Genomic DNA, 23,065 nt, shown 5'->3' with positions numbered 1-23,065 from the left:
CCGTTCGACCCCGCGCGCGCGTCCGCCCCGTGGTGAGTACGCCGGCGAAGGCGCGGCCCTGGACACCGGGAGACCGGCCTCCGGGGCCGTCCGCGCTGGACGGCGCCGGCCCGCTGCTGTGGTCCGTACGTCCCTGGGACCAGGACCCCTCGGCCTTCTCCCTTCCCGTCGTTCTCGACGAGGAGGAGCAGCGCCGTTGCGCGGCGTTCCGGCGCCCCCAGGACCGGGCGATGTACATGGCCTCGCACACGGCGTTGCGGGTACTGCTGGGCGGAGTCCTGGAGCTCCCGCCCACCCGGGTGACGATGGTCCGGCTGGCGTGCCCGGGGTGCGGCGCCCTTCACGGCCGGCCTGCGGTCGCGGGGCCCGCCGGTGAGCGGGTGCACTTCTCGCTGTCGCACACGGACGGCCTGGCGGTGGTGGCGCTGGCCGCCCGGCCGGTCGGGGTGGACGTCGAGCGGCCACCTTCGGAGAGGACGACCGCGGACGTCGCGAAGTCCCTGCACCCTTCCGAGCAGGCGGAGTTGGCGCGCATGGCGGCGCCGGACCGGCCGGCCGCCTTCGCCCGCTGCTGGACCCGCAAGGAGGCGTACCTCAAGGGCACCGGCGAGGGGCTCGCCGGCGAGGCACTGGGGGGCACCTACCTGGGTACCGGCCCCTCCCCGGCAGCGCCTCCGGCCGGCTGGGCCCTCACCGACGTCGAGGTGCCGGCCGGTTTCACCGCGGCGTGCGCGGTGGCGGTGTGAGCGTCGGCCGTATGAGCGGTGCGGCCGCGTGAGAGGCGCGGCCCTGTGAGCGGTACGGCCGCCGGGTTACGGACCTCGGCGACCGGAACCAGGGCCGGTCGTACGCGTCAGGCTCCGGGCCCAGGCCGTCTCCGACAGTGCGCGTCGGATCAGCGGATGGTGTCCGGTGCGGTGCATCGCAAGGCGGAGGATCACCCGTGTACTGATGTACTCGGGTGATCCGACAACGCCACGAGGTGCCGTGCCGGACGCCGCCCGCCCGGCGGGAATGGTCAGACACGGCCCAGCAGCCCGGTCAGCCCCTCCGCCATCTCCGTGCGCCACCACAGGTAGTCGTGACCGCCGTTGAACTCGCGGTAGTGGTAGTCGTATCCGGCTTCTTCGAGGGTGTCGCGCAGCCGCCGTGCGGCGGGGAGCGCCACCCATTCCTGCTCGCCGAAGGAGAGCCGGAACCGTACCGGGCGGCGCGGGGCGGCGGCGATCCGGCCGGTCAGCCACTCCGGCTCCGGCCCGTTCGGCCACCAGTAGGAGGCTGACTGGACCAAGGCGTTGCCGAAGCGGTGCGGGGCCGTCAGCGCCGTGTACGTCGCGGACAGACCGCCCAGGCTCTGCCCGGCGATCACGGTGCGCGCCGGATCGTCCGTGAGCGGCAGCCTCCGGGCGACCCACGGGAGCAACTCCTCGGTCAGAAAAGCCGCGTGGGCGGGGCGGCAGGCGAGGTCCCGCCAACGGGAGCCGGAGTCCACCGAGTCCACCAGGATCGCGGCCGTCGGCGGTATCCGGCCGTCCGCGACGAGGTTGTCGAGCAGGTTCGCGAGTCCCAGCTTCGGCTGCCAGTGTTCGCCGTCCAGCACGACCAGTACGGGGAGTTCGGCCGGCCCGGTGGAGCCGCCGGCCGGTGCGGGCGGTTCGTACAACCAGACCCGGCGTTCCTCTTGCAGGTGCCCGCTGGGGACGCCGTGCTCGGTCACCCTGCCCTGGGGCGTACCGGGGCGAGACTCCCAGTCCGAGTCGGACGGGAGCTCCCCGGTCTCCGCCCAGGACACCGCTTCGCCACCCCAGCGACGCGGCAGGAGGCGGGAGTTGAACGGGTCGGAGTGACGCCGCGTCCGCAGCCATTGCCAGTAGCCCGGCCCTTCGGCCTCGGGGCCGTCACCCTCGTCCACGTGGAAGTCGTAGGTGCCGCGCCAGTCGCGGCGCAGCCGGAGCGTCCAGTGCCAGATGTCCGTGCCCGGATGACGCGCCATCAGGTTGGCCTCGGGCGCGCGCGGGTCGCCGAGCTTGTTGGGCATCACCTGGACCGCCCGGGTCGCTTCGGTACCGCGCCAGAGGAAGGTGACGGCCGCGTGTTCGGGACTGCCCTGCGGATCGGGGGCGATCAGCGGCGTACCCCGCTCGCGCATCCGCGCCCAGAACTCCTCGACCCCTTCCGGTCCCGGCAGTTCGACGCCGGGCGCGGCAAGAAACGGAACCGCGTCGGGGCGGGCCGTCCTGGGCGGATGGAGGGGAGCCCCTTCGGGCGGTGCGGACGCGAACATGCGGGCGACCTCCGAAGAACGGCGACAAGTAAGGCTTACCTTACCTGCCCCGGGCCACCACGGACCCACCCTCCTCCACCCGGGGCCACCGCGAGTTCCTCAAGGTTGGTTAGGCTAACCTAACCAATGATGGGCGACATCCTGCCGTACCGGCCAGTGGATGCCGCATCTCCCCCATGCACTTTTCTTGCCGTTTCTTGCCTGCCAGGAGCACGCCATGAGCGCAGCCAGACCTTTCCGCACCTCCATATCGCCGCTGCGCGGCCCCCGAGGCAGGGTCGCGCGGGTCGCCGCGCTCACCGCCGGGGCCACGCTGGGCCTCGGCGTGCTGTCGATGCCGCTCGCCGCGGCGAGCGACGACCCGGGGGCGACCGGAACCGTCGCGTCCGCGGCTGACGAGGCGTCGGCCCCGGCCGTCACCCTGGGATCGGCCTCGGTGAAGGCGGGCGGCAGCGTGTCGTTCACCGCGACGGGCTTCCCGGCCGACAGCAAGGTCAGCGTCAAGCTCGACGACGCCGCGCTTCTCGCCCAGTTCACCAGCGGCGCCGACGGCAGCGTCACCGGCACCGTCACCATCCCCTCCGACACCACCCCCGGCACCACTCACTGGCTCCGCCTCCTCGCCCCGCAGACCAGCCTCAAGAGCGCCGCACTCACCGTCACCGCGGCCACCACCACGCCCGAGCCGGCCACCCCGAGGATCCAGCTCGGTACCACCAAGGTCACCGCGGGCGGCACCGTCTCCTTCGCGCTGTCCGGCTTCGTCGAGGGCCAGGACGTCACGGTCAAGCTCGACGACCAGACGATCCTCAAGCAGTGGACCGCCGCGGTGAAGGCGGACGGCACGTTCGCGGGCACGGTCACCGTCCCCGCGACCGCGGCCGAGGGAGCCCACTGGCTGCGCGTCCTCGCCCCGGAGCCCTCCACCAGCCTGAGGGCCGACTTCACCGTCACCTCCTCGTCCTCCACGGGCGGTTCGAGCAGCGGCAGTTCGGGCAGCAGTGGTTCGGGCAGCAGCGGCTCCGGCGGCGGCAGCACCAGCGGCAGCACCACGGGCGGATCGACGGGCGGATCATCCGGCGGTACGAGCACGGGCGACTCCGGTACCGGCACCGGCGGTACGAGCACCGGCAACTCGTCCACCGGCGGCACCGCCACCTCGGCCACTTCCGCCACCATCACCGCCGGTTCGAGCGTCGCCGCAGGCGGCAAGGTGTCCTTCCGGCTGACGGGTTACCCCGCCGGGCAGCAGATCACCGTGAAGTTCGACGACGACGAGATCATCGGGCAGTGGCCCGACGGCATCGCCGCCGACGGAACCTTCTCCGGCACGGTCACCGTCCCCGCGACCGCGACCAAGGGCGCGCACTGGCTGCGCTTCCTCGCTCCCAACCCGTCCACCAGCACGAAGGCCGACTTCACCGTCACCTCCGGCGCGGACACCTCGGCCACCACCAGCGGCGCGGGCGGCACGAGCGCGGCCACGGGCACCAACTCCGCATCTGCCGACGGCTCGGCCGCGGTGGTCCCCGCCGCCACGGGCGCACCCGCCAGCGCCGTCAACGCGAGCGGGGCGAAGGCGGAGATCACCGCCAGCGAGGTCCAGCCGGGCGGAAAACTGCACTTCAAGGTCGCGCATTTCCCGGCGTCGCAGGTCGTCACCATCAAGCTCGACGACGATGCCATCCTCGGCCAATGGGACATCGACGCCGAGGGGTCGTTCGAGGGAGACGTCGACATCCCGGCCGAGGTGACGCCCGGTGCGCACTGGCTGCGCTTCCTCGCCCCGAGCCCGTCCACGACGCTCAAGGTCGACTTCACCGTGCTGGCCGCCGACTCCACCGCGGCAGCCTCGTCCTCGTCCTCACCCTCCTCCTCGGATGCGACGACGGCCACCACCGACGCGACCGTCAACGCCGCCTCGGTGCGGAGCGCCGAGGCCGGGGTCTCGTACGCGACGATCGCCTGGGCGGCCGGGGCCGCAGCTGTCGGCGGTGCCGCCGGAGCGGCGGGCGCCACGACTTTCATCCTGCGTCGACGCAAGCCACAGCAGCCTGAGGGCGTCTGACGTTCCGTCATATCTGCTCTGCCTGCACGAGGGGTCACAGACAGGCGACTTGAACAACCCCTACGTCATCACGGGGCGTTGTGTGCTTCACCGCGCACGACGCCCCGTGACGCGTTTGAGGCTCAGAAGGTTTACCGCCATCGAGAACTGTGATGCACACCACTCGAAAAAGTGTGGAAGTTAGGTAAGCCTAAGCTAACCTCATGGGTAACGCCTCGCCACAAGAGGTGCACCAGTCAAGGAGATTGACGCAGCATGATGTCTGTTACCCGCCGCTCCATCAGCACCGCCATCGTTCTCGCCGTCGGCGGTTCGCTGGCTCTGGCCGGCACGGCGACCGCCAGTGCCACGGCCCACAAGGGCGGATCCGCCTCCACCGTCACGTCCGCCTCGCTGGCTACGGGCCTGTACCAGTCCTCGTACTCCGAGCGGAACCACGTGCTGTGGACGACGACCGCCGTGGGCCGCCCGCCGGTCACCAACTCCAGCCTGCTGAAGGTGGATCCGCGCACCCTCAAGGTCGAGAAGACCATCGTGCCGCCGGTCACGGACGCGGCGACCGGTGCGGTCGAGGCTGTCTACGGTGTCGCGGTGGACGACGAGCACAACACCGTGTGGACGACCAACACCCGCAGCAACACCGTCTCGGTCTACAGCCAGAAGACCGGCGCACACCTCGCCACCCTGCCGGACGTGGCGCACGGCCGTGACATCGTCGTGGACGAGAAGCACAACACCGTGTGGGCGAGCAGCTTCGCCGGTGCGAGCCTGGTCGCGTTCGACTCGAAGACGCTCAAGGAGAAGGGCCGCGTCACCATCGAGGGGTCGAGCCCGACCGGCCTCGCGCTGAACGAGAAGACCGGCACGGTCTACACCGCCGACATGAACAACGACCGTGTCGTCGAGGTCGCCCCGCACAAGGCGCCGCGCTTCATCCCCGCCGGTGACGGCGCGATCTCGGTCGCCCTGTCCGCCAACGGCAAGACCGCGTACACCGCGAACCAGACCGCCGGCACCCTCTCGGTCATCGACCTGAAGAAGGGCACCGTCACGTCGACCGTCACCACCGGCGCCGGCCCGCTGGCCGTCGCCACCGACAAGAAGTCGGGCCGGGTGCTGGTCGTCAACCGCACCGACGCCAACGTGACGGTCGTCGACCCGAAGAAGGGCGCCGTCGTCGAGACCCTCGCCACGGGCGCCAACCCGAACCACGTCACGGTCGCGGACGGCGTCGCGTACGTCGTGGACAAGTCCGGCTCGGGCACGGACGGCAAGGACCTGATCCACCGCATCGTCCTGGGCCACTGACCCCGGTCCCGGCGACGTATGCCGTCAGGCCGGGATCCACGACGGTCGGCGGCCCGCGCCCCACCGCTCCGGCGGAGGTCGCGGGCCGTCGGCCGTCGCAGGCCGTGCTGCGGGCCACGAAGCACAGGCAGGGCCCTCCCGCACACCGACGACCGCCACGCGACGGAACTCCTGGAGTTGGACGCCCGCCCGGCTCCAGGAAATGGACGCCCGCCCTCTCGAAGCCGCAAGGCCGCCCGGCACGAGCGAGCATTAAAGTGCGATACGGAGCATGTGCGCGCTTTTTGAGGACTTCGGGGCAACAGGCTCAGGGATCACATCGCGCGCCGAGGGGAGCGAAGCCGTGCATGGTGAGTACAAGGTGCCCGGCGGCAAGCTGGTCGTCGTGGATCTGGACGTCGAAGCGGGTGCCCTGCGCAACGTACGGGTCGCCGGGGACTTCTTCCTGGAGCCCGACGAGGCCATCACGGCCGTCGACGCCGCCCTGGAAGGAGCGCCCGCCGACACCGAGGCCGCCGGACTGGCCGCACGCGTCGAGGCGGCTCTGCCCGAGGGCACGGTGATGTACGGGATCACCACCGAGGGCATCGCGGTGGCGGTGCGGCGCGCGCTCGCCCACGCCACGGACTGGACCGACTACGACTGGCAGTTCATCCACGAGGGTCCCCAGTCCCCCGAACTCCACATGGCGCTCGACGAGGTACTCACCGAGGAGGTGGCCGCCGGGCGCCGCGCCCCGACGCTCCGCGTCTGGGAGTGGGGCGCCCCCGCGGTCATCATCGGCAGTTTCCAGTCCCTGCGCAACGAGGTCGATCCCGAGGGCGCGGCCCGCCACGGCGTGCGGGTGGTGCGCCGGATCTCCGGGGGCGGGGCCATGTTCGTGGAGGCGGGGAACACCATCACGTACTCCCTGTCCGTGCCGGCCTCCCTCGTCTCGGGGCTCTCCTTCGCGGACTCGTACGCCTATCTCGACGACTGGGTCCTCGCGGCCCTCGGTGACATGGGCATCAAGGCCTGGTACCAGCCGCTCAACGACATCGCGACCGAGGTCGGGAAGATCGCGGGCGCCGCCCAGAAGCGGGTGACCGGGCCGAAGGGCGGTCCCGGAGCGGTGCTGCACCACGTCACCATGAGCTACGACATCGACGCGGACAAGATGCTCGAGGTTCTCCGCATCGGCAAGGAGAAGATGTCCGACAAGGGCACGAAGTCGGCCAAGAAGCGGGTCGATCCGCTCCGGCGCCAGACGGGGCTGCCGCGCGAGACGGTCATCGAGCGGATGGTCGACTCCTTCCGCAACCGTTACGGGCTCACCGACGGCCGGGTCACGGCCGACGAGCTCGCGCGCGCGGAGGAGCTGGCCGCCACCAAGTACAGCGGCGACGAGTGGACCGCCCGCGTGCCGTAGGTCCGGGCTCCCGGGGCCCGGACCCGTGCCGCTGGGCCGCCCGACCTGCGGCGCCGCGCCGTCCGCGCTTGCGTCCGCGAGGACCGGGAACCTACCGTGACGCCCATGCAGTCCTACACGATCGGCCAGGCGGCCCGCCTTCTGGGCGTGAGCCCGGACACCGCGCGGCGGTGGGCCGACGCCGGCCGGGTGGCCACGCACCGCGACAAGAGTGGGCGCCGGCTCATCGACGGCGGGGATCTGGCGGCCTTCTCCGTCGAGGTCGCCGGGAGCGCGGGCGGGGGCGAGGAGGAGGTTCCGTACACCTCGGTGCGCAACGCCTTCGCGGGCATCGTCACGGCGGTGAAGCTCGGTGACGTCGCCGCGCAGGTCGAGATCCAGGCCGGGCCGCACCGGCTGGTCTCCCTGCTGACGCGCGAGGCGGTGGAGGAACTGGGCCTGGAGGTCGGCATGGAGGCCACCGCCCGCGTGAAGTCGACCAACGTGCACATCGACCGCGTCTGATCCGGGTACCCCTCGCATCCCTGCCCCCGGGACCACGTGTTCCCGGGAGCTGACGCATGTCCGAAAACAAGCAGTCACGCGCGAGGACCGGGAAGCGCATATGCCCCAGTCGGGGCATCTGCATCACAGCTATTGCCAGGCTATTCCGGTCTTCCCCCTCGCATCTGCGCCAGTATGATCGGTCCGTGCATTCGCGTCGACCAGAGGGAGCAGACCCCGTGATGACCCGTTCCGCTCGCCGGACCCGTAGGACCCTGCAGTGGACGGGCGTGGGAGTCGCCGCACTGCTGGCGCTGAGCGCCTGCTCCTCCTCCGACGACTCCTCGTCGGACGCCACCACTCCGACGGGCACCTCGGCTTCCGCGTCCGCCGACGCCACCCCGAAGCTCTCCGGCACGGTGACCGTGTTCGCCGCCGCGTCGCTCAAGGAGAGCTTCACGACCCTGGGCGCCTCGTTCGAGAAGGCCCATCCGGGGACGAAGGTCACCTTCAACTTCGGGGGCAGCGACAGCCTGGCCGCCGGGATCACCCAGGGCGCACCGGCCGACGTCTTCGCCGCCGCCAGCGCCAAGACGATGGCGATCGTCACCGACGCGAAGGACGCGGTGGGCACGCCCGCCACGTTCGTGCGCAACCAGCTGGAGATCGCGACCCTGCCCGGCAACCCGGACAAGGTCGCCACCCTCAAGGACCTCACGGACTCCGGTCTGAAGGTCGTGCTCTGCGACAAGACGGTGCCCTGCGGTGCCGCCGCGCAGAAGGCCCTGGACGCCGCCGGGCTCAAGCTCACCCCCGTCAGCTACGAGCAGGACGTGAAGAGCGCGCTCACCAAGGTGGAGCTCAAGGAAGCCGACGCGGCCGTGGTCTACAAGACCGATGTGAAGGCCGCGGGTGACAAGGTGGAGGGTGTGGAGTTCCCCGAGTCCGCCGACGCCATCAACGACTACCCGATCACGCTGCTGAAGAACGCCCCCAACACCGAGGCGGCGAAGGCGTTCATCGCGCTGGTGCAGTCCGCCGAGGGCCAGCAGGTGCTGACCGGGGCGGGGTTCATCAAGCCGTGAAACGGCATACCGCGTCCGACGCCGTGACGGGCCCTTCGACGGGCCGGTCACGGCTTCGCCGCGTCCGGGGCGACAGCACGGGACGGGACGACGGTACGGGGCGGCGCGGCGGCGCGCGAGGGCCCGGTGGTACGGGGCGGCGCGGCCGGGTTCCGCTGCCGCTGCTGCTGCCCGCCCTGCTCGGGCTGGTGTTCCTGCTGCTGCCGATGGTCGCCCTGCTCATGCGGGCCCCCTGGCGGAGCATGCCGGAGCAGCTGTCCAGTACGGAGGTCTGGCAGGCGCTCCAGTTGTCGCTGATCTCGGCCACCGCCGCCACCGCGGTGAGTCTGGTGCTGGGTGTGCCGCTCGCCTGGGTGCTGGCGCGCACCGACTTCCCCGGTCGGGGTTTCGTACGGGCCCTGGTGACGCTGCCGTTGGTGCTGCCGCCGGTGGTGGGCGGTGTGGCGCTGCTGCTGGCGCTCGGCCGCAACGGCGTGGTGGGGCAGTGGCTGGACTCCTGGTTCGGCATCACGCTGCCGTTCACCACGGCGGGGGTGATCGTGGCCGAGGCGTTCGTGGCCATGCCCTTCCTCGTCATCAGCGTGGAGGGCACCCTGCGGGCCGCCGACCCTCGGTACGAGGAGGCGGCCACCACCCTGGGCGCCTCCCGCTTCACGGCGTTCCGGCGGGTCACCCTGCCGCTGATCGCCCCGGGCATCGCGGCGGGTGCCGTACTCGCCTGGGCCCGCGCCCTGGGCGAGTTCGGGGCGACGATCACCTTCGCGGGCAACTTCCCCGGCCGTACGCAGACCATGCCGCTGGCCGTCTACCTCGCCCTGCAGGACGACCCGGAGGCCGCCATCGCGTTGAGCCTGGTGCTGCTGGCGGTGTCGATCGCGGTGCTGGCGGGGCTGCGCGACCGCTGGATGACGGCGTCATGACGGCCACGTCCGCCTCCGCCTCCGACGCTCCGGACGCCCCGGCGCCGGCCGAGGGGCTCGACGCCCGGCTCGTCGTGGACCGGGGCGCCTTCCGCCTGGACGTGGAGCTGAGCGCCCGGCCCGGTGAGGTCGTCGCCCTGCTGGGCCCGAACGGGGCCGGGAAGACCACGGCGCTGCGCGCGCTCGCGGGCCTCACTCCACTCTCAGAGGGCCATCTGTGGCTGGACGGGGCCGCGTTGACGGGCACGCCGCCGGAGTCTCGGCCGGTCGGAGTCGTCTTCCAGGACTATCTGCTCTTCCCCCACCTGTCGGCCCTGGACAACGTGGCTTTCGGGCCGCGCTGCCGGGGCGTACGCAGGTCCGAGGCGCGGGCCCAGGCTGCCGCGCTGCTGGACCGCATGGGGCTGACCGACCGGGCAGGGGCGAAGCCGCGCCGGCTCTCCGGCGGCCAGGCACAGCGCGTCGCACTCGCCCGCGCCCTGGCCACCCGCCCCCGGCTGTTGCTGCTCGACGAGCCGCTGGCCGCGCTCGACGCGCGTACCCGTCTCGACGTCAGGTCCCAACTCCGGCGCCATCTTGCCGAGTTCGAGGCAGTCGCGGTGCTGGTCACGCATGATCCGCTGGACGCGATGGTCCTCGCCGACCGGCTGGTCGTGATCGAGCACGGCCGAGTCGTCCAGGAGGGCGCACCGTCGGACATCGCCCGCCGCCCGCGTACCGACTACATCGCGCGGCTCGTCGGGCTCAACCTCTACCGGGGGCGGGCCGAGGGCCACACCGTCCGGCTCGACGCCGGTCCGGCGATCACCACCACCGAGGACCTCACCGGGCCGGTGTTCGTCGCGTTCCCCCCGAACGCGGTCACCCTGCACCGGGAGCGCCCCACCGGTTCCAGCGCCCGCAACCTCTGGCGGTGCGAGGTCGACGGGCTGGAGACGCACGGCGACCAGATCCGCGCGGACCTCACGGGCGAACTCCCCCTCGCCGCCGACCTCACCACGGTCGCCGCCGCCGAACTCGACCTGCACCCGGGCGCCACGGTCTGGGCCGCGGTCAAGGCCGCGCAGACCCACGCGTATCCCGCCTGAGGCGCCACCCGACGCCGAATGGCACCACCTGGCACCACTTGGCACCGCGTGACGCCACCCGACACACCGGGACGCCACATCGATCCCGACGCAACGCCCCCCATTTCCGCAGGTCAAAGCGGTAGGGCTGGATCTCACCCGCAAGACGACACATCCACCCTTGCGCGTGACGCCATCATGGTGCCATAGTGGCGTCATGGACCTCACCCCGTATGTCGACACTCTCCGCCGCGAACTCGCGGTGGCCGCCGATGCCGGCGGCGACGAAGCCCGCGAGCTGGCGGAGCGGCTCACCGCCCCCCTGGAATCGGCGACCCGGCTGACCCTGCTCAACGTGCTCTCGGCCGCGATGGACGAGGTCACCCGCGAGCTCGCCCCGGGCTCGGTCGACGTACGACTGCGGGGACTCGACCCCGACTTCGTGGTGACCCGACCGCTCACCGACTCCCCCGCGGAGCAGGCAGCCCCCGTCGAACCGCCTCCCTCCCTGGCGCCCGCCGACGGAGACGAGGGCGGCACCGCCCGCGTCAACCTGCGCCTGCCGGCCCACCTCAAGACGCGCGCCGAGGAGGCCGCGAGCCGCGAGGGCCTGTCGGTCAACGCGTGGCTGGTACGTGCCGTGTCGGCCGCCGTCGACGGCAGCCGGCCGCGCGCGGCGGAGAAGGCACAGACACTCGGGCAGAGCTTCACCGGCTGGGTCCGCTGAAGGCGGTCCCGGCCTGACGCCTTCCGAGCGGGCAGACACCAGCACATCCCTCATCCATGACACGTCCCACCAGCAGGGACGACCTCAAGACCCCGGAGGACGGGACAGCCATGCCTTCTTTCGACACCCCTGAAGCGATCTCGGTCACCGCACGCGTGGAGGCCGGCTCCATCCAGTTCACGGCGGACGACCGCCTCGACACCGTCGTCGCGGTGCACCCCCGCGACCCGAAGCGGGACATGGACGTGCGGGCGGCCGGCCAGACCGAGGTGACGCACGCGAACGGCACACTGACCATCAGGACGCCCAAGTCCGGCCTGTTCGGTCGTACCGGCATCGTCGACGTCACCGTCGAGCTGCCGTCGGGCTCGCGCATCGACATGACCGGCGCCTGGACCCAGGTACTCGGCGAGGGGCGCCTCGGCGAGGTCCGTGTGAAGACCTCGTCCGGCGACGTCCGCCTCGACACGACCGGCCCCCTCCATCTGACCGCTTCTCACGGCTCGATCACCGTGGACCGGATCGAGGGCAGGGCCGAGATCACCACCAGTTCCGGGAGCCTGCGTGTCGGGGTCGTCGACGGGCCGGGCGTACTGAAGAACTCGCACGGCACCACCACCGTCCGGGCCGCGACCGGCGAACTGCGGGTGAGCGGTGCCCACGGCGACATCGAGATCCAACGCGCGGAGGACTCCGTCACCGCCACCACCGCCTACGGCACCTTGCGCGTGGGCGAAGCAGTCCGTGGCACGCTCCAGCTGGAGACGAACTACGGGGCCATCGAGATCGGCATCCGGGAGGGCTCGGCCGCCTGGCTCGACGCGAGTTCGGGCTCGGGCCAGGTACGCAACACGCTCGCCGCGTCCGAGGCACCGGCCGATTCCGACAGCACCAGCAGCACCGTCAAGGTCCGCGCACGCACCCGGCACGGCAACATCGACGTCCGCCGCGCCACGGCCTGACCGCGGGGAGGGCCGGCTCCGGCCGCCCTCCCTCCCCGCCCGCCCCTCACCTCCTTCCTTCGACCGCGAGGACCCTCATGTCGATTCATGTCATGCCCACATCCAGAAAGAGTGCGGACCACCCGTCCCCGGCCGCCGTCTCCGCCATCGGCCTGCGCAAGTCCTACGGCGACAGGACCGTCCTCGACGGCATCGACCTGCGCATTCCGGCCGGGTCCGTGTTCGCGCTCCTCGGCCCGAACGGTGCCGGCAAGACCACCGTCGTCAAGATCCTCTCCACCCTCATCACCGCCGGGGCCGGGCAGGTTCAGGTCGCGGGGCACGACCTCGCGGCCGCCCCGCAGGCGGTACGCGCCGCGATCGGGGTCACCGGACAGTTCTCCGCGGTCGACGGACTGATCACCGGCGAGGAGAACATGCTCCTCATGGCCGACCTCCACCACCTGCCCAAGGCGGAGGGCAAGCGCGTCGCCGCCGAACTGCTGGAGCGGTTCGACCTCACCGAAGCGGCGCAGAAGCCCGCCTCCACCTACTCCGGCGGCATGAAACGCCGCCTCGACATCGCCATGACCCTGGTCGGCGACCCGAGGATCATCTTCCTCGACGAACCCACCACCGGCCTCGACCCCCGCTCCCGCCACACCATGTGGGGCATCATCCGCGAACTCGTCACCGGCGGCGTCACCGTCTTCCTCACCACCCAGTACCTCGACGAAGCCGACGAACTCGCCGACCGCATCGCCGTCCTCCACGACGGAAAGATCGCCGCCGAAGGCACCGCCGAGGAACTCAAGCGCCTCGTCCCCGGCGGACACGTCCGCCTCCGCTTCACCGACCCCACCACCTACCGCGAAGCCGCCACCGCCCTGCCCGACGCCTCCCGCGACGACGACGCCCTCGCCCTCCAGATCCTCAGCGACGGCAGCCAGCGCGAACTCCGCACCATCCTCGACCGCCTCGACACCGCCCACGTCGAAGCCGACGAACTCACCGTCCACACCCCCGACCTCGACGACGTGTTCTTCGCCCTCACCGGCGGCACCGTGCCGAACCAGCAGACCGGGGCGGACCAGCAGACCCAGCCGAACCACACCGAGGAGAACGTCCGATGAGCTCCCTCTCCCTCGCCGTGCGCGACTCGTCCACGATGCTGCGCCGCAATCTGCTGCACGTCCGGCGCTACCCGTCCCTGACGCTGAACCTGCTGCTCACGCCGGTCATGCTGTTGCTGCTCTTCGTCTACATCTTCGGCGACACCATGAGCGCGGGGATCGCCGGCGGCGATGCGGACCGGTCTGAGTACCTCAAGTACCTCGTCCCCGGCATCCTGATGCTGACCATCGGCGGAACCACCATCGGCAGCGCGGTCTCCGTCTCCATGGACATGACCGAGGGCATCATCGCCCGCTTCCGCACCATGGCGATCCACCGGGGATCGGTCCTCGTCGGGCACGTCGTCGGCAGCGTGCTGCAGTGCGTGATGAGCGTGGTCCTCGTCGGGGCCGTCGCGGTGGCCATCGGGTTCCGGTCCACCGACGCCACCGTCCTGGAGTGGCTGGCGGCGGTGGGGCTGCTGGCGCTGGTCTCGCTGGCGCTCACCTGGATCGCGGTCGGGATGGGCCTCTCCAGCCCGAACGTCGAGGCGGCCAGTAACAACGCGATGCCGCTGATGATCCTGCCGCTCCTCTCCAGCGCCTTCGTCCCGCTGGACGCGATGCCCGGCTGGTTCCAGCCGATCGCCCAGTACCAGCCCTTCACCCCGGCGATCGAGACCCTGCGCGGACTCCTGCTCGGCACCGAGATCGGCAACAACGGCCTCATCGCCGTCGCCTGGTGCCTCGGGCTGGCCGTGCTCGGTTACTTCTGGTCCACCTCGCTCTTCGACCGCGACCCGAAGTGACCCGGGCGCCCGGCTGGGCGCGTTCCACCCCGGGCGGGAACACCGCCCGCCGCTCCGACGTGAAGGGGCGGACACGTCCTAACGTGGCGTCATGCGTGTACTCGTCACAGGCGGAGCGGGATTCATCGGGTCGCACATCACCGAGGCCCTGGTAGCGGCCGGGCATCAGGTGGTGGTGATCGACGCGTTGCTGCCCTCGGCCCATCCCGGCGGCACGGCTCCCGAGGGGCCGTACGAGCGTCTGATCGTCGGTGACGTACGGGACCCCGGGGGCGTGGCCGGTGCGTTGGCGGGTGTCGACGCGGTCTGCCACCAGGCCGCGATGGTCGGACTGGGCAAGGACTTCGCCGACGCACCGCTCTACGTCGGCTGCAACGACCTGGGCACGGCGGTGCTGCTCGCCGCGATGGCGGCGGCCGGGGTCCGGGACCTGGTGCTGGCCGGGTCGATGGTGGTGTACGGCGAGGGGAAGTACGACTGTCTGCGGCACGGGCCCGTCCGGCCCGGGCCGCGTGCCCGGCGCGATCTGGAGGCGGGCCGCTTCGAGCCCCGCTGCCCGTCCTGCGGGGCGGACCTCGTACCGGGACTGGTCCCCGAGGACGCCCCCGCGGACCCCCGGAACGTCTACGCCGCCAGCAAGCTCGCCCAGGAGCACCTGGCCGCCGCGTGGGCGCGCGCGACGGACGGCCGAGCGGTGTCGCTCCGCTACCACAACGTGTACGGGCCGGGGATGCCGCGCGACACCCCGTACGCCGGGGTCGCCTCGCTGTTCCGCTCCGCGCTGGCACGCGGTGAGGCGCCCCGGGTCTTCGAGGACGGCGGCCAGCGGCGCGATTTCGTGCACGTGACCGACGTCGCCGCGGCCGCCGTGACGGCGCTGACCGCCCTGCCGCAGCGGACCTCCGGGGCCCTCGCCGTGTACAACACCGGGAGCGGCGAGCCGCACACCATCGGGGAGATGGCATCGGCCCTCGCCGCCGCGCACGGCGGTCCGCCTCCGGTCGTCACCGGGGAGTTCCGGCTCGGCGACGTACGTCATGTGACGGCGGACTCCCGGCGGCTGCGGGCGGACCTGGGCTGGCTGCCGAAGGTGGGATTCGCCGAGGGGATGCGGGAGTTCGCCACCGCACCGCAGCGGGGAGCGGCGGTCGCTCCGCCGGGCGGGACCCGGCTCGCGGACGCCTGACGGGGCCCGGCTCGCGGACGCCTGACGGAGCGGCGCGGCGGAGCGGTGCGGCCGGTCTCGGGCCGCCACCCGATCGACGTCACCGTTTCGCCGGTCCCATATACCGGCAAATGCCCGATCCGTCTCCATAGGGTGAGCCAGGTGACCGACACCTCGACCAGCTCCCCCACGCCCTCCCCCTCCCCCACACCGTTCTCCGTCGACGTGGTGCTGCCCTGCCTCGACGAGGCCGCCGCCCTTCCCCGGGTGCTGGCCCGCATCCCGGCCGGCTGGCGCGCGATCGTCGTCGACAACGGTTCGACCGACGGCTCGGCGGAGGTGGCGCGTTCGCTCGGCGCCACCGTCGTGCACGAGCCGCGCCGCGGCTTCGGCTCCGCGTGCCATGCGGGACTCGCCGCCGCCGAGGCGGAGTTCGTCTGCTTCTGCGACTGCGACGACTCGCTCGACCCCGGCCTGCTGCCCTCGTTCGTCCAGCGGGTCGCCTCCGGGACCTGCGACCTCGTGCTGGGCCGCCGCCGTCCCGAGGGGCGCGGCGCCTGGCCGTTGCACGCGCGGCTCGGCAACATCGCGCTCGCCCGGATGCTGCGGCGCCGCACGGGTCTGCGGCTGCGCGACCTCGGCCCGCTGCGCGCGGCGCGCCGGGCGGACCTGCTGGCGCTCGATCTCACCGACCGCCGCAGCGGGTATCCGCTCCAGATGGTGGTGCGGGCCTCCGACTCCGGGCTCAGGATCGCCGAGGCGGACGTCCCGTACCGCCCCCGAACCGGCAGGTCCAAGGTGACCGGGACCTGGCGGGGGACCTGGCACGCGGTGCTCGACATGCGGGCGGTCCTGCGGGAAACGCCCCGCGCGCGCACCGCCGTACGGACGGAGTCGTGTCGATGAACCCGTACGCACCGACCTCCGCCGACGCCTCGCTCCCCTCGGGGCCGACCACCGTGCTGGTCCTCGCGAAGGAGCCGGTTCCCGGGCGCGTCAAGACCAGGCTCACCCCGCCGTTCAGCCCCGAGGAGGCGGCGGAGCTCGCGGCCGCCTCCCTCGCGGACACCCTGCTGGCCGTGCTCTCGCTGCCCGCCGCGCGCCGGGTCCTCGTCCTGGAGGGGAGGCCCGGCCCCTGGCTGCCTCCGGGCATCGACGTCGTGCCGCAGTGCTCCGGCGGTCTGGACGAACGGCTCGCCGGGGCGTTCGGCGGCTGCGACGGTCCGGCGCTCCTCATCGGCATGGACACTCCGCAGATCGAACCGTCCCACCTGGCGCCCGTGTTGGCGCCGGACGGGTGGGACCGGTGCGACGCCTGGTTCGGCGAGGCGGAGGACGGCGGGTTCTGGGCCCTGGGGCTCGCGTCCCCCGACCCCGCGCTGCTGCGGGGCGTCCCCATGTCCGTACCCGAGACCGGCGCGGTGCAGCGCGCGCGGCTGCTGGACGCCGGGCTGAGGGTCCGTGAGCTGGACCGGCTCAGCGACGTGGACACCGCCGAGGACGCGGTGCGGGTCGCCGGGCTCGCGCCGCAGGGACGGTTCGCCGCGACGCTCGGCCGGCTGAACCGGGCGGCGGCCCGATGAGCGACTCCCAGGCCGCGGGCAACGTCCCCTGGGCGGCCGACCCGTACGCGAACGCCCTCCGCTCCGGCCGCGGGCCGCTCTTCCTCCGCCGGACGGACGGCCTGCTGATGCCGCTGGACGTGGAGCGCTGGTGCCTGGGCGCCGACGACGCCGACCTGTCGGCGCTGCGCCGCTGCGAGGGGCCGGTGCTCGACATCGGCTGCGGACCGGGCCGGCTGGTGGCCGCGCTCGGCCGGCGCGGCCACCGGGCGCTCGGCATCGACGTGAGCGACGCCGCCGTGGCCCGTACCCGCGGTCTCGGAGGCTGGGCCCTGCGGCGCAGCGTGTTCGACCCGCTGCCGGGTGAGGGCCGGTGGGGCACGGTGCTGCTGGTGGACGGCAACATCGGTATCGGCGGTGATCCTTCCGCGCTGCTGGAGCGCGTGGAGGCGCTGCTCGCCCCGGGCGGGCTCCTCGTCGTGGAGACGCACCCGCTCGACCTGGACGAGCGGTCCGAGGTCCATCTCCACGACGGAAGCCCTGCCGCGGCCGACGCCGCCGGCACCCGGCCTCCGTCACCCCCGCCCTCGCCGTTCCCGTGGGCCCGGCTCGGGACCCCGGCCCTGCTGCGCCATGCCCGTCCGCAGGGGTGGCGGGTGGTCGATCAGTGGGAGTCGGACGGGCGGCCCTTCGTCTCCCTGCGCCGCCGGGACGCCCGGGCGCTCCCCCGCCACGTGGACAGGCCGAGCCAGAGCGCCGAGACGGCGAAGAGCACCCCGGTGACCAGGAGCCAGTTGCCGAGGAAGACGTCGACGGAGAGCCCGGTGTAGCGCTCGTAGCGTTCGGAGAGCCGGGCGATCAGCGGGAACTGGACCACCAGGAGCAGCAGGGAGAGGAATGCCGGTACCCGTACGAAGTTGACCCGGCCGAGGCCCGGCCGCGTCCCCAGCGCCTCGCGCAGGGCGCGGTCGGCCGTCGAGTACACCGGCAGCAGGACGAGGTCGTGCACCACGGCCGCACCGGCGAACCAGAGGACGATCCGCAGGGTGTCGCCGTGCAGGAGCCTGACCCCGGCATACCCGGTCAGGGCGAAGGTCGCGGCCAGGAGCAGCAGGTGCAGCGGCCCCTCGCCGTACCGGCGCCGGAAGGAGCCCGTGCCGCGCGGGCGGGTCGCCGTGCTCCCCGCCCGGTCCGTGCTCCCCGCCCGGTCCGTGCGCCCTGCCCCGTCCGTGTGCGATCCCTCCGTGTGCGATCCGTCCGGGTCCCGCTCGTGGCCGGTCACAGGGATCCGAAGGTGAGGGAGCCGACCCATTTGGTGTTCATCACTCCGGGGGCGGCCGGCACGATGATCCGCGCCGGGTGGCCGTGGTCGGCGGACAGGGGCTCGCCGTTGACCGCCAGGGCGAGCAGCGAGCGGCCGTCGCGCACCTGGTTGTCGCGCAGGGCGGCCCGGCGGAACGAGCCGGTGCGCTGGACGGATTCCACCAGGACGCCCGGGGGGTCGTCCGGGAACCCGGCGATCGCCGCCAGGTCCCGCAGCGGCACCCCGCGCCACCACTGGTCGGAGGTGGACCAGCCTTCCACGCAGGCGATGGGGAGCGCCGCGCTCCGCTGGTCCATGGCGAGCAGCTGGGCCCGGGTGAAGCGGAAGGTGCCGGCCGGTCCGCGGACGGTCAGGCGCCAGGCCGGTCCGATGTCGGCGGGGCGGATGTGCACGGACGCGGCGGTCTTGTTGATCTGGAAGCCGTTCGGCCCGCTGCCCGGGTCCTCGACCCCGTGCGGGGTGAGCAGGGCGGTGGGGCGCAGGGCGTCGGAGCTGCGGCCGGCCGTGGTGGCCAGCAGCACCAGCGACCCGGCGCCCACCATGGCGAACGCGCCGCGGCGGGAGAGCGTCGGCGGGGCGGGCGCGGGCGCCGCCAGGGGGTCCTTCTCGTCTGCGGGAATCGCCGGGATACCGGCGCGCAGGACCCGTACGGCCTTCGGGAGCTTGAGCGCGGTGTGGCTGAGGAAGCCGGCGAGGAAGACCCACGCTCCGTAGAAGTGGAGCCGGTAGAAGGAGCCGGGGAAGACGTACTCCAGCTGGATGTTGAGGAGCCCGGTGACGAACTGGAAGAGCGCGCCGCCGACCAGCAGGACGATGGAGAGCCGTTCCAGCGCGTGTCCGAGGGAGCGGGCCGGCGGGAGCGCGAAGAGCCGGGGGATGACCGACCAGAGCTTGGCGAGCAGCACCGGGACCAGCACGGTGCCGAGGGTGACGTGCACGCCCTGGGTGAGCCGGTAGAGCCAGTACGGGTCGGTCGGCCAGGCGAACAGGTAGAAGCCGAGCAGCCCCTTGTCGGGTGTCTTGTCGTTGACGGCCGCGAGATCCGGGTTGTACGAGGCGTAGGAGAGCAGCCCGGTGACCGCCACCAGGGTCAGCCCGACGAGCAGCACGACGCCGAGCACGGCGGTGAACCGGGCTCCGCGCAGCGGGCTGCGCCAGAAGTCCGGTCGCGTCGGGCCCGGCAGGGCCGAGAGGCGTCGCATGAGGTCAACCATGGTGCGACCGTAGGGTGCGGGCCCCGTCGGTACGGGGACGCGCCTCCCGCCGTGCGGGCCGGGTCACCCCGTCGAGTGGCCCGGCACGGCCCGGCAGCCGTTACTCCGTGCGCGGGAGCGCGGTGGCCCCGCGACGTTCCGTCGCGCGAAGCGGCCCGGTCGGCCGGGGGAAACGGCTGCCGGAGGCTTAGCGTGCCGGGGTGAGGACCGAGGAGCGCGCCGGACGCGCCGGAGGAACGGCAGCCGCGGAAACCGCGGGGGCGGCGGACCGTACGGGACGCCGGGACCTGACGGCCGCGGCCGGGGGCGCGGTACTGGTCGCGGTGGCGGCGCTCGTCGGCTGGGCCGTGAACGGCGACGGGTCCCTCTACGCGGGGTGGCCGCCCCTGATCGCCTCGTGGGAGCCGCACGTCGGAGCCGGTACCCCGGCGGCGCTCGCGCTGGCCGTGCTCGCCGTCGCCCTCGGCCCCCGGGTGGCCGTCCGGACGCGCTGGCGCGGGCTGCTCGTCCTCTCCTGGGCGGTCTCGGCGGCCTGGATCTTCTCGCTCGCGCTGGTCGACGGCTGGCGGAGCGGGTTCGCCCTGAAGCTGACCAGCCGGCACGAGTACCTGGCGGGGGTCGCCGGGTTCCACGACATCGGCGCCGCCCTGCGCACCTTCGAGGACCACATCGTGATGGGCCGGCCCGGCAACTGGCCGACCCATGTGGCCGGGCATCCGCCGGGCGCCACCCTGCCGTTCGTGCTCCTGGACCGGATCGGTCTCGGCGGGGCGGTGTGGGCGGCGGTCTGCTGCGTCGTGCTCGCGGCGACCGCCGCCGCGGCGGCGCTGGTCACCCTGCGGGCGCTGGCCGGTGAGCGGATCGCCCGGAAGGCGGCGCCGTTCCTCGTCCTCGCGCCGGGGGCCATCTGGGCGGGCGTCTCGGCCGACGCCGCGTTCGCGGCGGTCGCCGGCTGGTCGATGGCACTGCTCGCGCTGTCGGCGACCGGCGCGACCCGCCTCCCGGGGGCGGCGGCGGCCGGGTCGGGCCTGCTGTTCGGTCTTGTCTGCTACCTGAGTTACGGGCTCCCGCTGACCGGTCTCCTGCTGGCGACCGTCCTGGTGCTCGCCCGGACGGCCCGCCCGCTGCCCGCGTTCGCCGCCGGATCGCTGGTGGTGCCCGCGTTCTTCACCCTGGCGGGGTTCCACTGGTGGGACGCGTATCCGCTGCTGGTGGAGCGGTACCACCAGGGGGTGGGCGGCAAGCGGCCGTACGGGTACTGGGTCTGGGCCAACCTCGCGGCCGTCACCGTCTCCGCCGGACTGGCCACGGTGGCCGGGTTGCGCCGGTCGGCGGTCGCCGCGCCCGGAGCCGTACGGGCGCTGCGGACCGGCCGGCCGCTCGCCGGGGCGCAGCGGCTCGCCGTTCTCACGCTGGCGGCGGCGCTGGCCGTCGTCGCGGCCGACCTGTCGGGGATGAGCAAGGCCGAGACGGAGCGGATCTGGCTGCCCTTCGTCCTCTGGCTGCTGCCCGCCGCCGCCGCGCTGCCCGATCGTCACCGGCGTGGCTGGCTCGGCGCCCAGGTGGTGCTGGCGCTCCTGGTCAACCACCTGCTGCGGACGAGCTGGTGACGAGCGCGGATGCCGTGAAGGGCGGCCGCGGAGCGTCACCCGCCACGCCTCACCCCGCCGGCTTCCACCCCAGTGCGGGCCCGAGGAGGGTGGCGATGTCGTGGAGGATCTGGACGTAGTCCTCGTGCTCGAAGCTGAACGGCAGGGCGAACGCGACCTCGTCGACCTCCCGGAACGCGGCGTGGGCGTGGAGCTGTTCGGCGAGCTGCTCCGAGGTGCCCACGAGGTCGGGGGCGAACATCATGCGCGCCGGTCCCTGCGGGGCGGTGGTGCGCGGTGCCCGGCTCCGGGCGTACTCCTCGTACGTGGAGCGTTGCGCGGGGGTCGCGGAGTCGGTGGGGATGACCACGAGCCCCTGGGAGACGCGGGCCCGGTCGCCGTCGGGGTGGTGGGCGCGGAAGGTCCGGATGTGGGACAGCTGGATCTCGGCGAAGTCCGGTGACGGACCGGCGTCTTCCGCCTTCACCACGCTGCTCGTCAGCAGGTTCATCCCGTTCTCACCGGCCCACCGGGCGGACCGGAGGCTGCCGGCGCCGTACCACATGCGGTCGCGGAGGCCCGGGGCGTGGGGTTCGACGCGGTCGGAGAACACCTCGATCCCCTCGGTGCCGCTGAAGGCGGTGACCCGTTCGCCGCGTACGAAGTCGAGGAGCCGGCGTACCCGGTCGTGGCTGAAGTCCTCGTCGGCGGCCGTGTCCGGGTAGAGGGCGTCCTTGACCCGGCCGAAGTGCATCGGCGGCCCCACACTGACGCCCGGTTCCAGACGGCCTCCCGAGAGGACGTCCACGGTCGCCAGGTCCTCGGCGAGGCGGAGCGGGTTCTCCCAGCCGAGCGGGATGACGGCGGTACCGAGGTGGATGCGGCTGGTGCGCTGGGTGGCCGCGGCCAGGACGGCCATCGGGGAGGAGATGCCGTACTGGAGGTGACGCTGCCTCACCCAGGCGCTGTCGAAGCCGAGTCGCTCGCCCAGCTCGATGATGCGCAGGGTCGACTCGTGGCCGGGGCGCGGGTCCGCGCCGTCGAACAGGCCGATCGTGAGGAACCCGAGCTTGCGCAGCGGTTTCGAGGTGGGCGGCACGCGTTCCTCCGTCGTCGTTCGCGGCTTCCTGCCGGGCGGTCGAGCCGTGCCCATTCTGGCAGGCGGGGCAGGGCGAAAGATGGCGGGAGTGTTGCGGGATCGCTCCCCCGCCCGCTGAACGACGGGTGTGGGTCGCCGCGGGTGGCGGGGTACGTTGCAGGGCATGATTCGCCCGAAGGTGGACATGGCCGATGTCCGGGTCCTGCGCAGCAGGCGCAAGCTGCGGGAGGCCGTTCTGCTGCTGGCCGCCGAGCAGCCCATCGAGTCGGTGTCGGTCGCGGACGTGACCCGTACCGCGGGACTCAACCGCACGACCTTCTACAACCATGCGAGCAGCCCCGCGGACGCCTTGGAGCAGGCGCTCGTCGGCGATCTCGACGCCATGCGCCGCAAGCTCGCCGAGAACGCCGCGGACCGTTCCCTGCCCTTCGACCGGGTGTGGGAGGAGGTCGCGTGGGACTTCCTCGACTGGTTCGAGCGGTACGAGGACATTTTCACCACCGGGCTGCTCGACGGGCGGAGCCCCGTACTCACCCGCCTGCTGAGTCGCCACTTCACCGCGTCGGTCGTCTCGCTGCTCGACGCCCGGCCCTCGCTGGTGCCGACCGGTCCGGCGTGGGACGAGCCGGCGCTCACCGCGTACAGCCGCTTCCTGGGGTTCGGCATCATCGGCGTGCTCCAGACATGGCTGGAGACCGCGCCACCACGTGATCCGGTCGCGCTCGCCCGGATCCTCCTCCGCGTCCTGCCGGAGTGGCTGGCCCGTCCGGCACGGCCGCCGGGGCCTTCCGGACCGCACGGTCCCGGACACGCCTCCGCCCCGGCCGGGTGACCCCTGGCCGGGGCGGAGGCGTACGTGCGGTGGGCGGTGCGGGCGGAGGTGCGCGCACTCACCCGGGC

At 72.8% G+C, this 23,065-nt stretch carries 21 protein-coding genes; 18 read left to right on the top strand and 3 right to left on the bottom strand.

Going from position 1 to position 23,065, the window contains the following annotated elements; all coding sequences use genetic code 11:
- Positions 1–29 precede the first annotated feature (29 nt).
- Positions 30–746 (top strand): 4'-phosphopantetheinyl transferase family protein, encoded by a 717-nt coding sequence (locus tag OG599_RS29170; protein ID WP_327178946.1) that lies wholly within the window; start codon positions 30–32, stop codon positions 744–746.
- Between the two features lie 272 nt (positions 747–1,018).
- Here OG599_RS29170 and fes read toward each other — a convergent pair whose 3' ends face one another.
- Positions 1,019–2,284, bottom strand: a complete 1,266-nt coding sequence (gene fes / locus OG599_RS29165) for an enterochelin esterase (RefSeq protein ID WP_327178945.1) — start codon at positions 2,282–2,284, stop codon at positions 1,019–1,021.
- Between the two features lie 217 nt (positions 2,285–2,501).
- Between fes and OG599_RS29160 the strand changes: the two genes are divergently transcribed.
- From OG599_RS29160 to OG599_RS29090, 15 genes are all read left to right on the top strand, one after another.
- Positions 2,502–4,352, top strand: a complete 1,851-nt coding sequence (locus tag OG599_RS29160) for a hypothetical protein (protein WP_327178944.1) — start codon at positions 2,502–2,504, stop codon at positions 4,350–4,352.
- Between the two features lie 255 nt (positions 4,353–4,607).
- A complete protein-coding gene (locus OG599_RS29155; RefSeq protein WP_327178943.1) occupies positions 4,608–5,660 on the top strand; it encodes a YncE family protein in 1,053 nt (350 codons plus the stop codon).
- A 343-nt stretch (positions 5,661–6,003) separates the two neighbouring features.
- Positions 6,004–7,068, top strand: a complete 1,065-nt coding sequence (locus OG599_RS29150; RefSeq protein WP_327178942.1) for a lipoate--protein ligase family protein — start codon at positions 6,004–6,006, stop codon at positions 7,066–7,068.
- 105 nt (positions 7,069–7,173) lie between these two features.
- Positions 7,174–7,572: a TOBE domain-containing protein gene (locus OG599_RS29145; RefSeq protein ID WP_266711567.1), complete on the top strand. Its 399-nt coding sequence runs from the start codon at positions 7,174–7,176 to the stop codon at positions 7,570–7,572.
- Positions 7,573–7,793: 221 nt separating this feature from the next.
- Positions 7,794–8,636, top strand: a complete 843-nt coding sequence (gene modA, locus OG599_RS29140; RefSeq protein WP_327178941.1) for a molybdate ABC transporter substrate-binding protein — start codon at positions 7,794–7,796, stop codon at positions 8,634–8,636.
- Positions 8,637–8,791: 155 nt separating this feature from the next.
- Positions 8,792–9,556: a molybdate ABC transporter permease subunit gene (modB, locus tag OG599_RS29135; protein WP_327180229.1), complete on the top strand. Its 765-nt coding sequence runs from the start codon at positions 8,792–8,794 to the stop codon at positions 9,554–9,556.
- Complete coding sequence (locus tag OG599_RS29130; protein WP_327178940.1) at positions 9,553–10,644, top strand: ABC transporter ATP-binding protein; 1,092 nt, start codon at positions 9,553–9,555, stop codon at positions 10,642–10,644. The genes modB and OG599_RS29130 overlap by 4 nt, the downstream gene beginning before the upstream one ends.
- Before the next feature lie 196 nt (positions 10,645–10,840).
- Entirely contained in the window at positions 10,841–11,350 is a 510-nt protein-coding gene (locus OG599_RS29125; protein WP_327178938.1) for a hypothetical protein, read from the top strand.
- A gap of 110 nt (positions 11,351–11,460) precedes the next feature.
- Complete coding sequence (locus OG599_RS29120; protein ID WP_327178937.1) at positions 11,461–12,312, top strand: DUF4097 family beta strand repeat-containing protein; 852 nt, start codon at positions 11,461–11,463, stop codon at positions 12,310–12,312.
- 92 nt (positions 12,313–12,404) lie between these two features.
- Entirely contained in the window at positions 12,405–13,424 is a 1,020-nt protein-coding gene (locus OG599_RS29115) for an ATP-binding cassette domain-containing protein (RefSeq protein ID WP_327178936.1), read from the top strand.
- On the top strand, positions 13,421–14,212 hold the full coding sequence (locus tag OG599_RS29110; RefSeq protein ID WP_327178935.1) for an ABC transporter permease: 792 nt from the start codon (positions 13,421–13,423) through the stop codon (positions 14,210–14,212). Before OG599_RS29115 ends, OG599_RS29110 begins: the two co-directional genes overlap by 4 nt.
- A gap of 91 nt (positions 14,213–14,303) precedes the next feature.
- The gene (locus OG599_RS29105) at positions 14,304–15,398 is read left to right on the top strand and encodes an NAD-dependent epimerase/dehydratase family protein (RefSeq protein WP_327178934.1); all 1,095 of its coding nucleotides are present in this window, start codon (positions 14,304–14,306) and stop codon (positions 15,396–15,398) included.
- 141 nt (positions 15,399–15,539) lie between these two features.
- A complete protein-coding gene (locus OG599_RS29100; protein ID WP_327178933.1) occupies positions 15,540–16,283 on the top strand; it encodes a glycosyltransferase family 2 protein in 744 nt (247 codons plus the stop codon).
- Complete coding sequence (locus OG599_RS29095; RefSeq protein ID WP_327178932.1) at positions 16,280–16,960, top strand: TIGR04282 family arsenosugar biosynthesis glycosyltransferase; 681 nt, start codon at positions 16,280–16,282, stop codon at positions 16,958–16,960. The genes OG599_RS29100 and OG599_RS29095 overlap by 4 nt, the downstream gene beginning before the upstream one ends.
- Positions 16,957–17,769 (top strand): class I SAM-dependent methyltransferase, encoded by an 813-nt coding sequence (locus tag OG599_RS29090; RefSeq protein WP_327178931.1) that lies wholly within the window; start codon positions 16,957–16,959, stop codon positions 17,767–17,769. Before OG599_RS29095 ends, OG599_RS29090 begins: the two co-directional genes overlap by 4 nt.
- Positions 17,770–18,217: 448 nt before the next feature.
- On the opposite strand, the gene OG599_RS29080 is transcribed toward OG599_RS29090, so the two are convergent.
- The gene (locus OG599_RS29080; protein WP_327178930.1) at positions 18,218–19,477 is read right to left on the bottom strand and encodes a molybdopterin-dependent oxidoreductase; all 1,260 of its coding nucleotides are present in this window, start codon (positions 19,475–19,477) and stop codon (positions 18,218–18,220) included.
- 200 nt (positions 19,478–19,677) lie between these two features.
- Between OG599_RS29080 and OG599_RS29075 the strand changes: the two genes are divergently transcribed.
- Positions 19,678–21,087: a hypothetical protein gene (locus OG599_RS29075; RefSeq protein WP_327178929.1), complete on the top strand. Its 1,410-nt coding sequence runs from the start codon at positions 19,678–19,680 to the stop codon at positions 21,085–21,087.
- A 49-nt stretch (positions 21,088–21,136) separates the two neighbouring features.
- Here the strand turns inward: OG599_RS29075 and OG599_RS29070 are convergent, their stop codons facing one another.
- Complete coding sequence (locus tag OG599_RS29070) at positions 21,137–22,165, bottom strand: LLM class flavin-dependent oxidoreductase (RefSeq protein ID WP_327178928.1); 1,029 nt, start codon at positions 22,163–22,165, stop codon at positions 21,137–21,139.
- Positions 22,166–22,328: 163 nt separating this feature from the next.
- On the opposite strand from OG599_RS29070, the gene OG599_RS29065 reads away from it, so the two are divergent.
- Positions 22,329–22,997, top strand: a complete 669-nt coding sequence (locus OG599_RS29065; RefSeq protein ID WP_327178927.1) for a TetR/AcrR family transcriptional regulator — start codon at positions 22,329–22,331, stop codon at positions 22,995–22,997.
- The last annotated feature ends 68 nt before the right edge of the window (positions 22,998–23,065 follow it).

This window comes from Streptomyces sp. NBC_01335 (genome assembly GCF_035953295.1).
Lineage (GTDB): Bacteria > Actinomycetota > Actinomycetes > Streptomycetales > Streptomycetaceae > Streptomyces.
The sequence above is the reverse complement of the archived record's forward strand: the minus strand, read 5'-3'. Positions and strand labels throughout refer to the sequence as shown.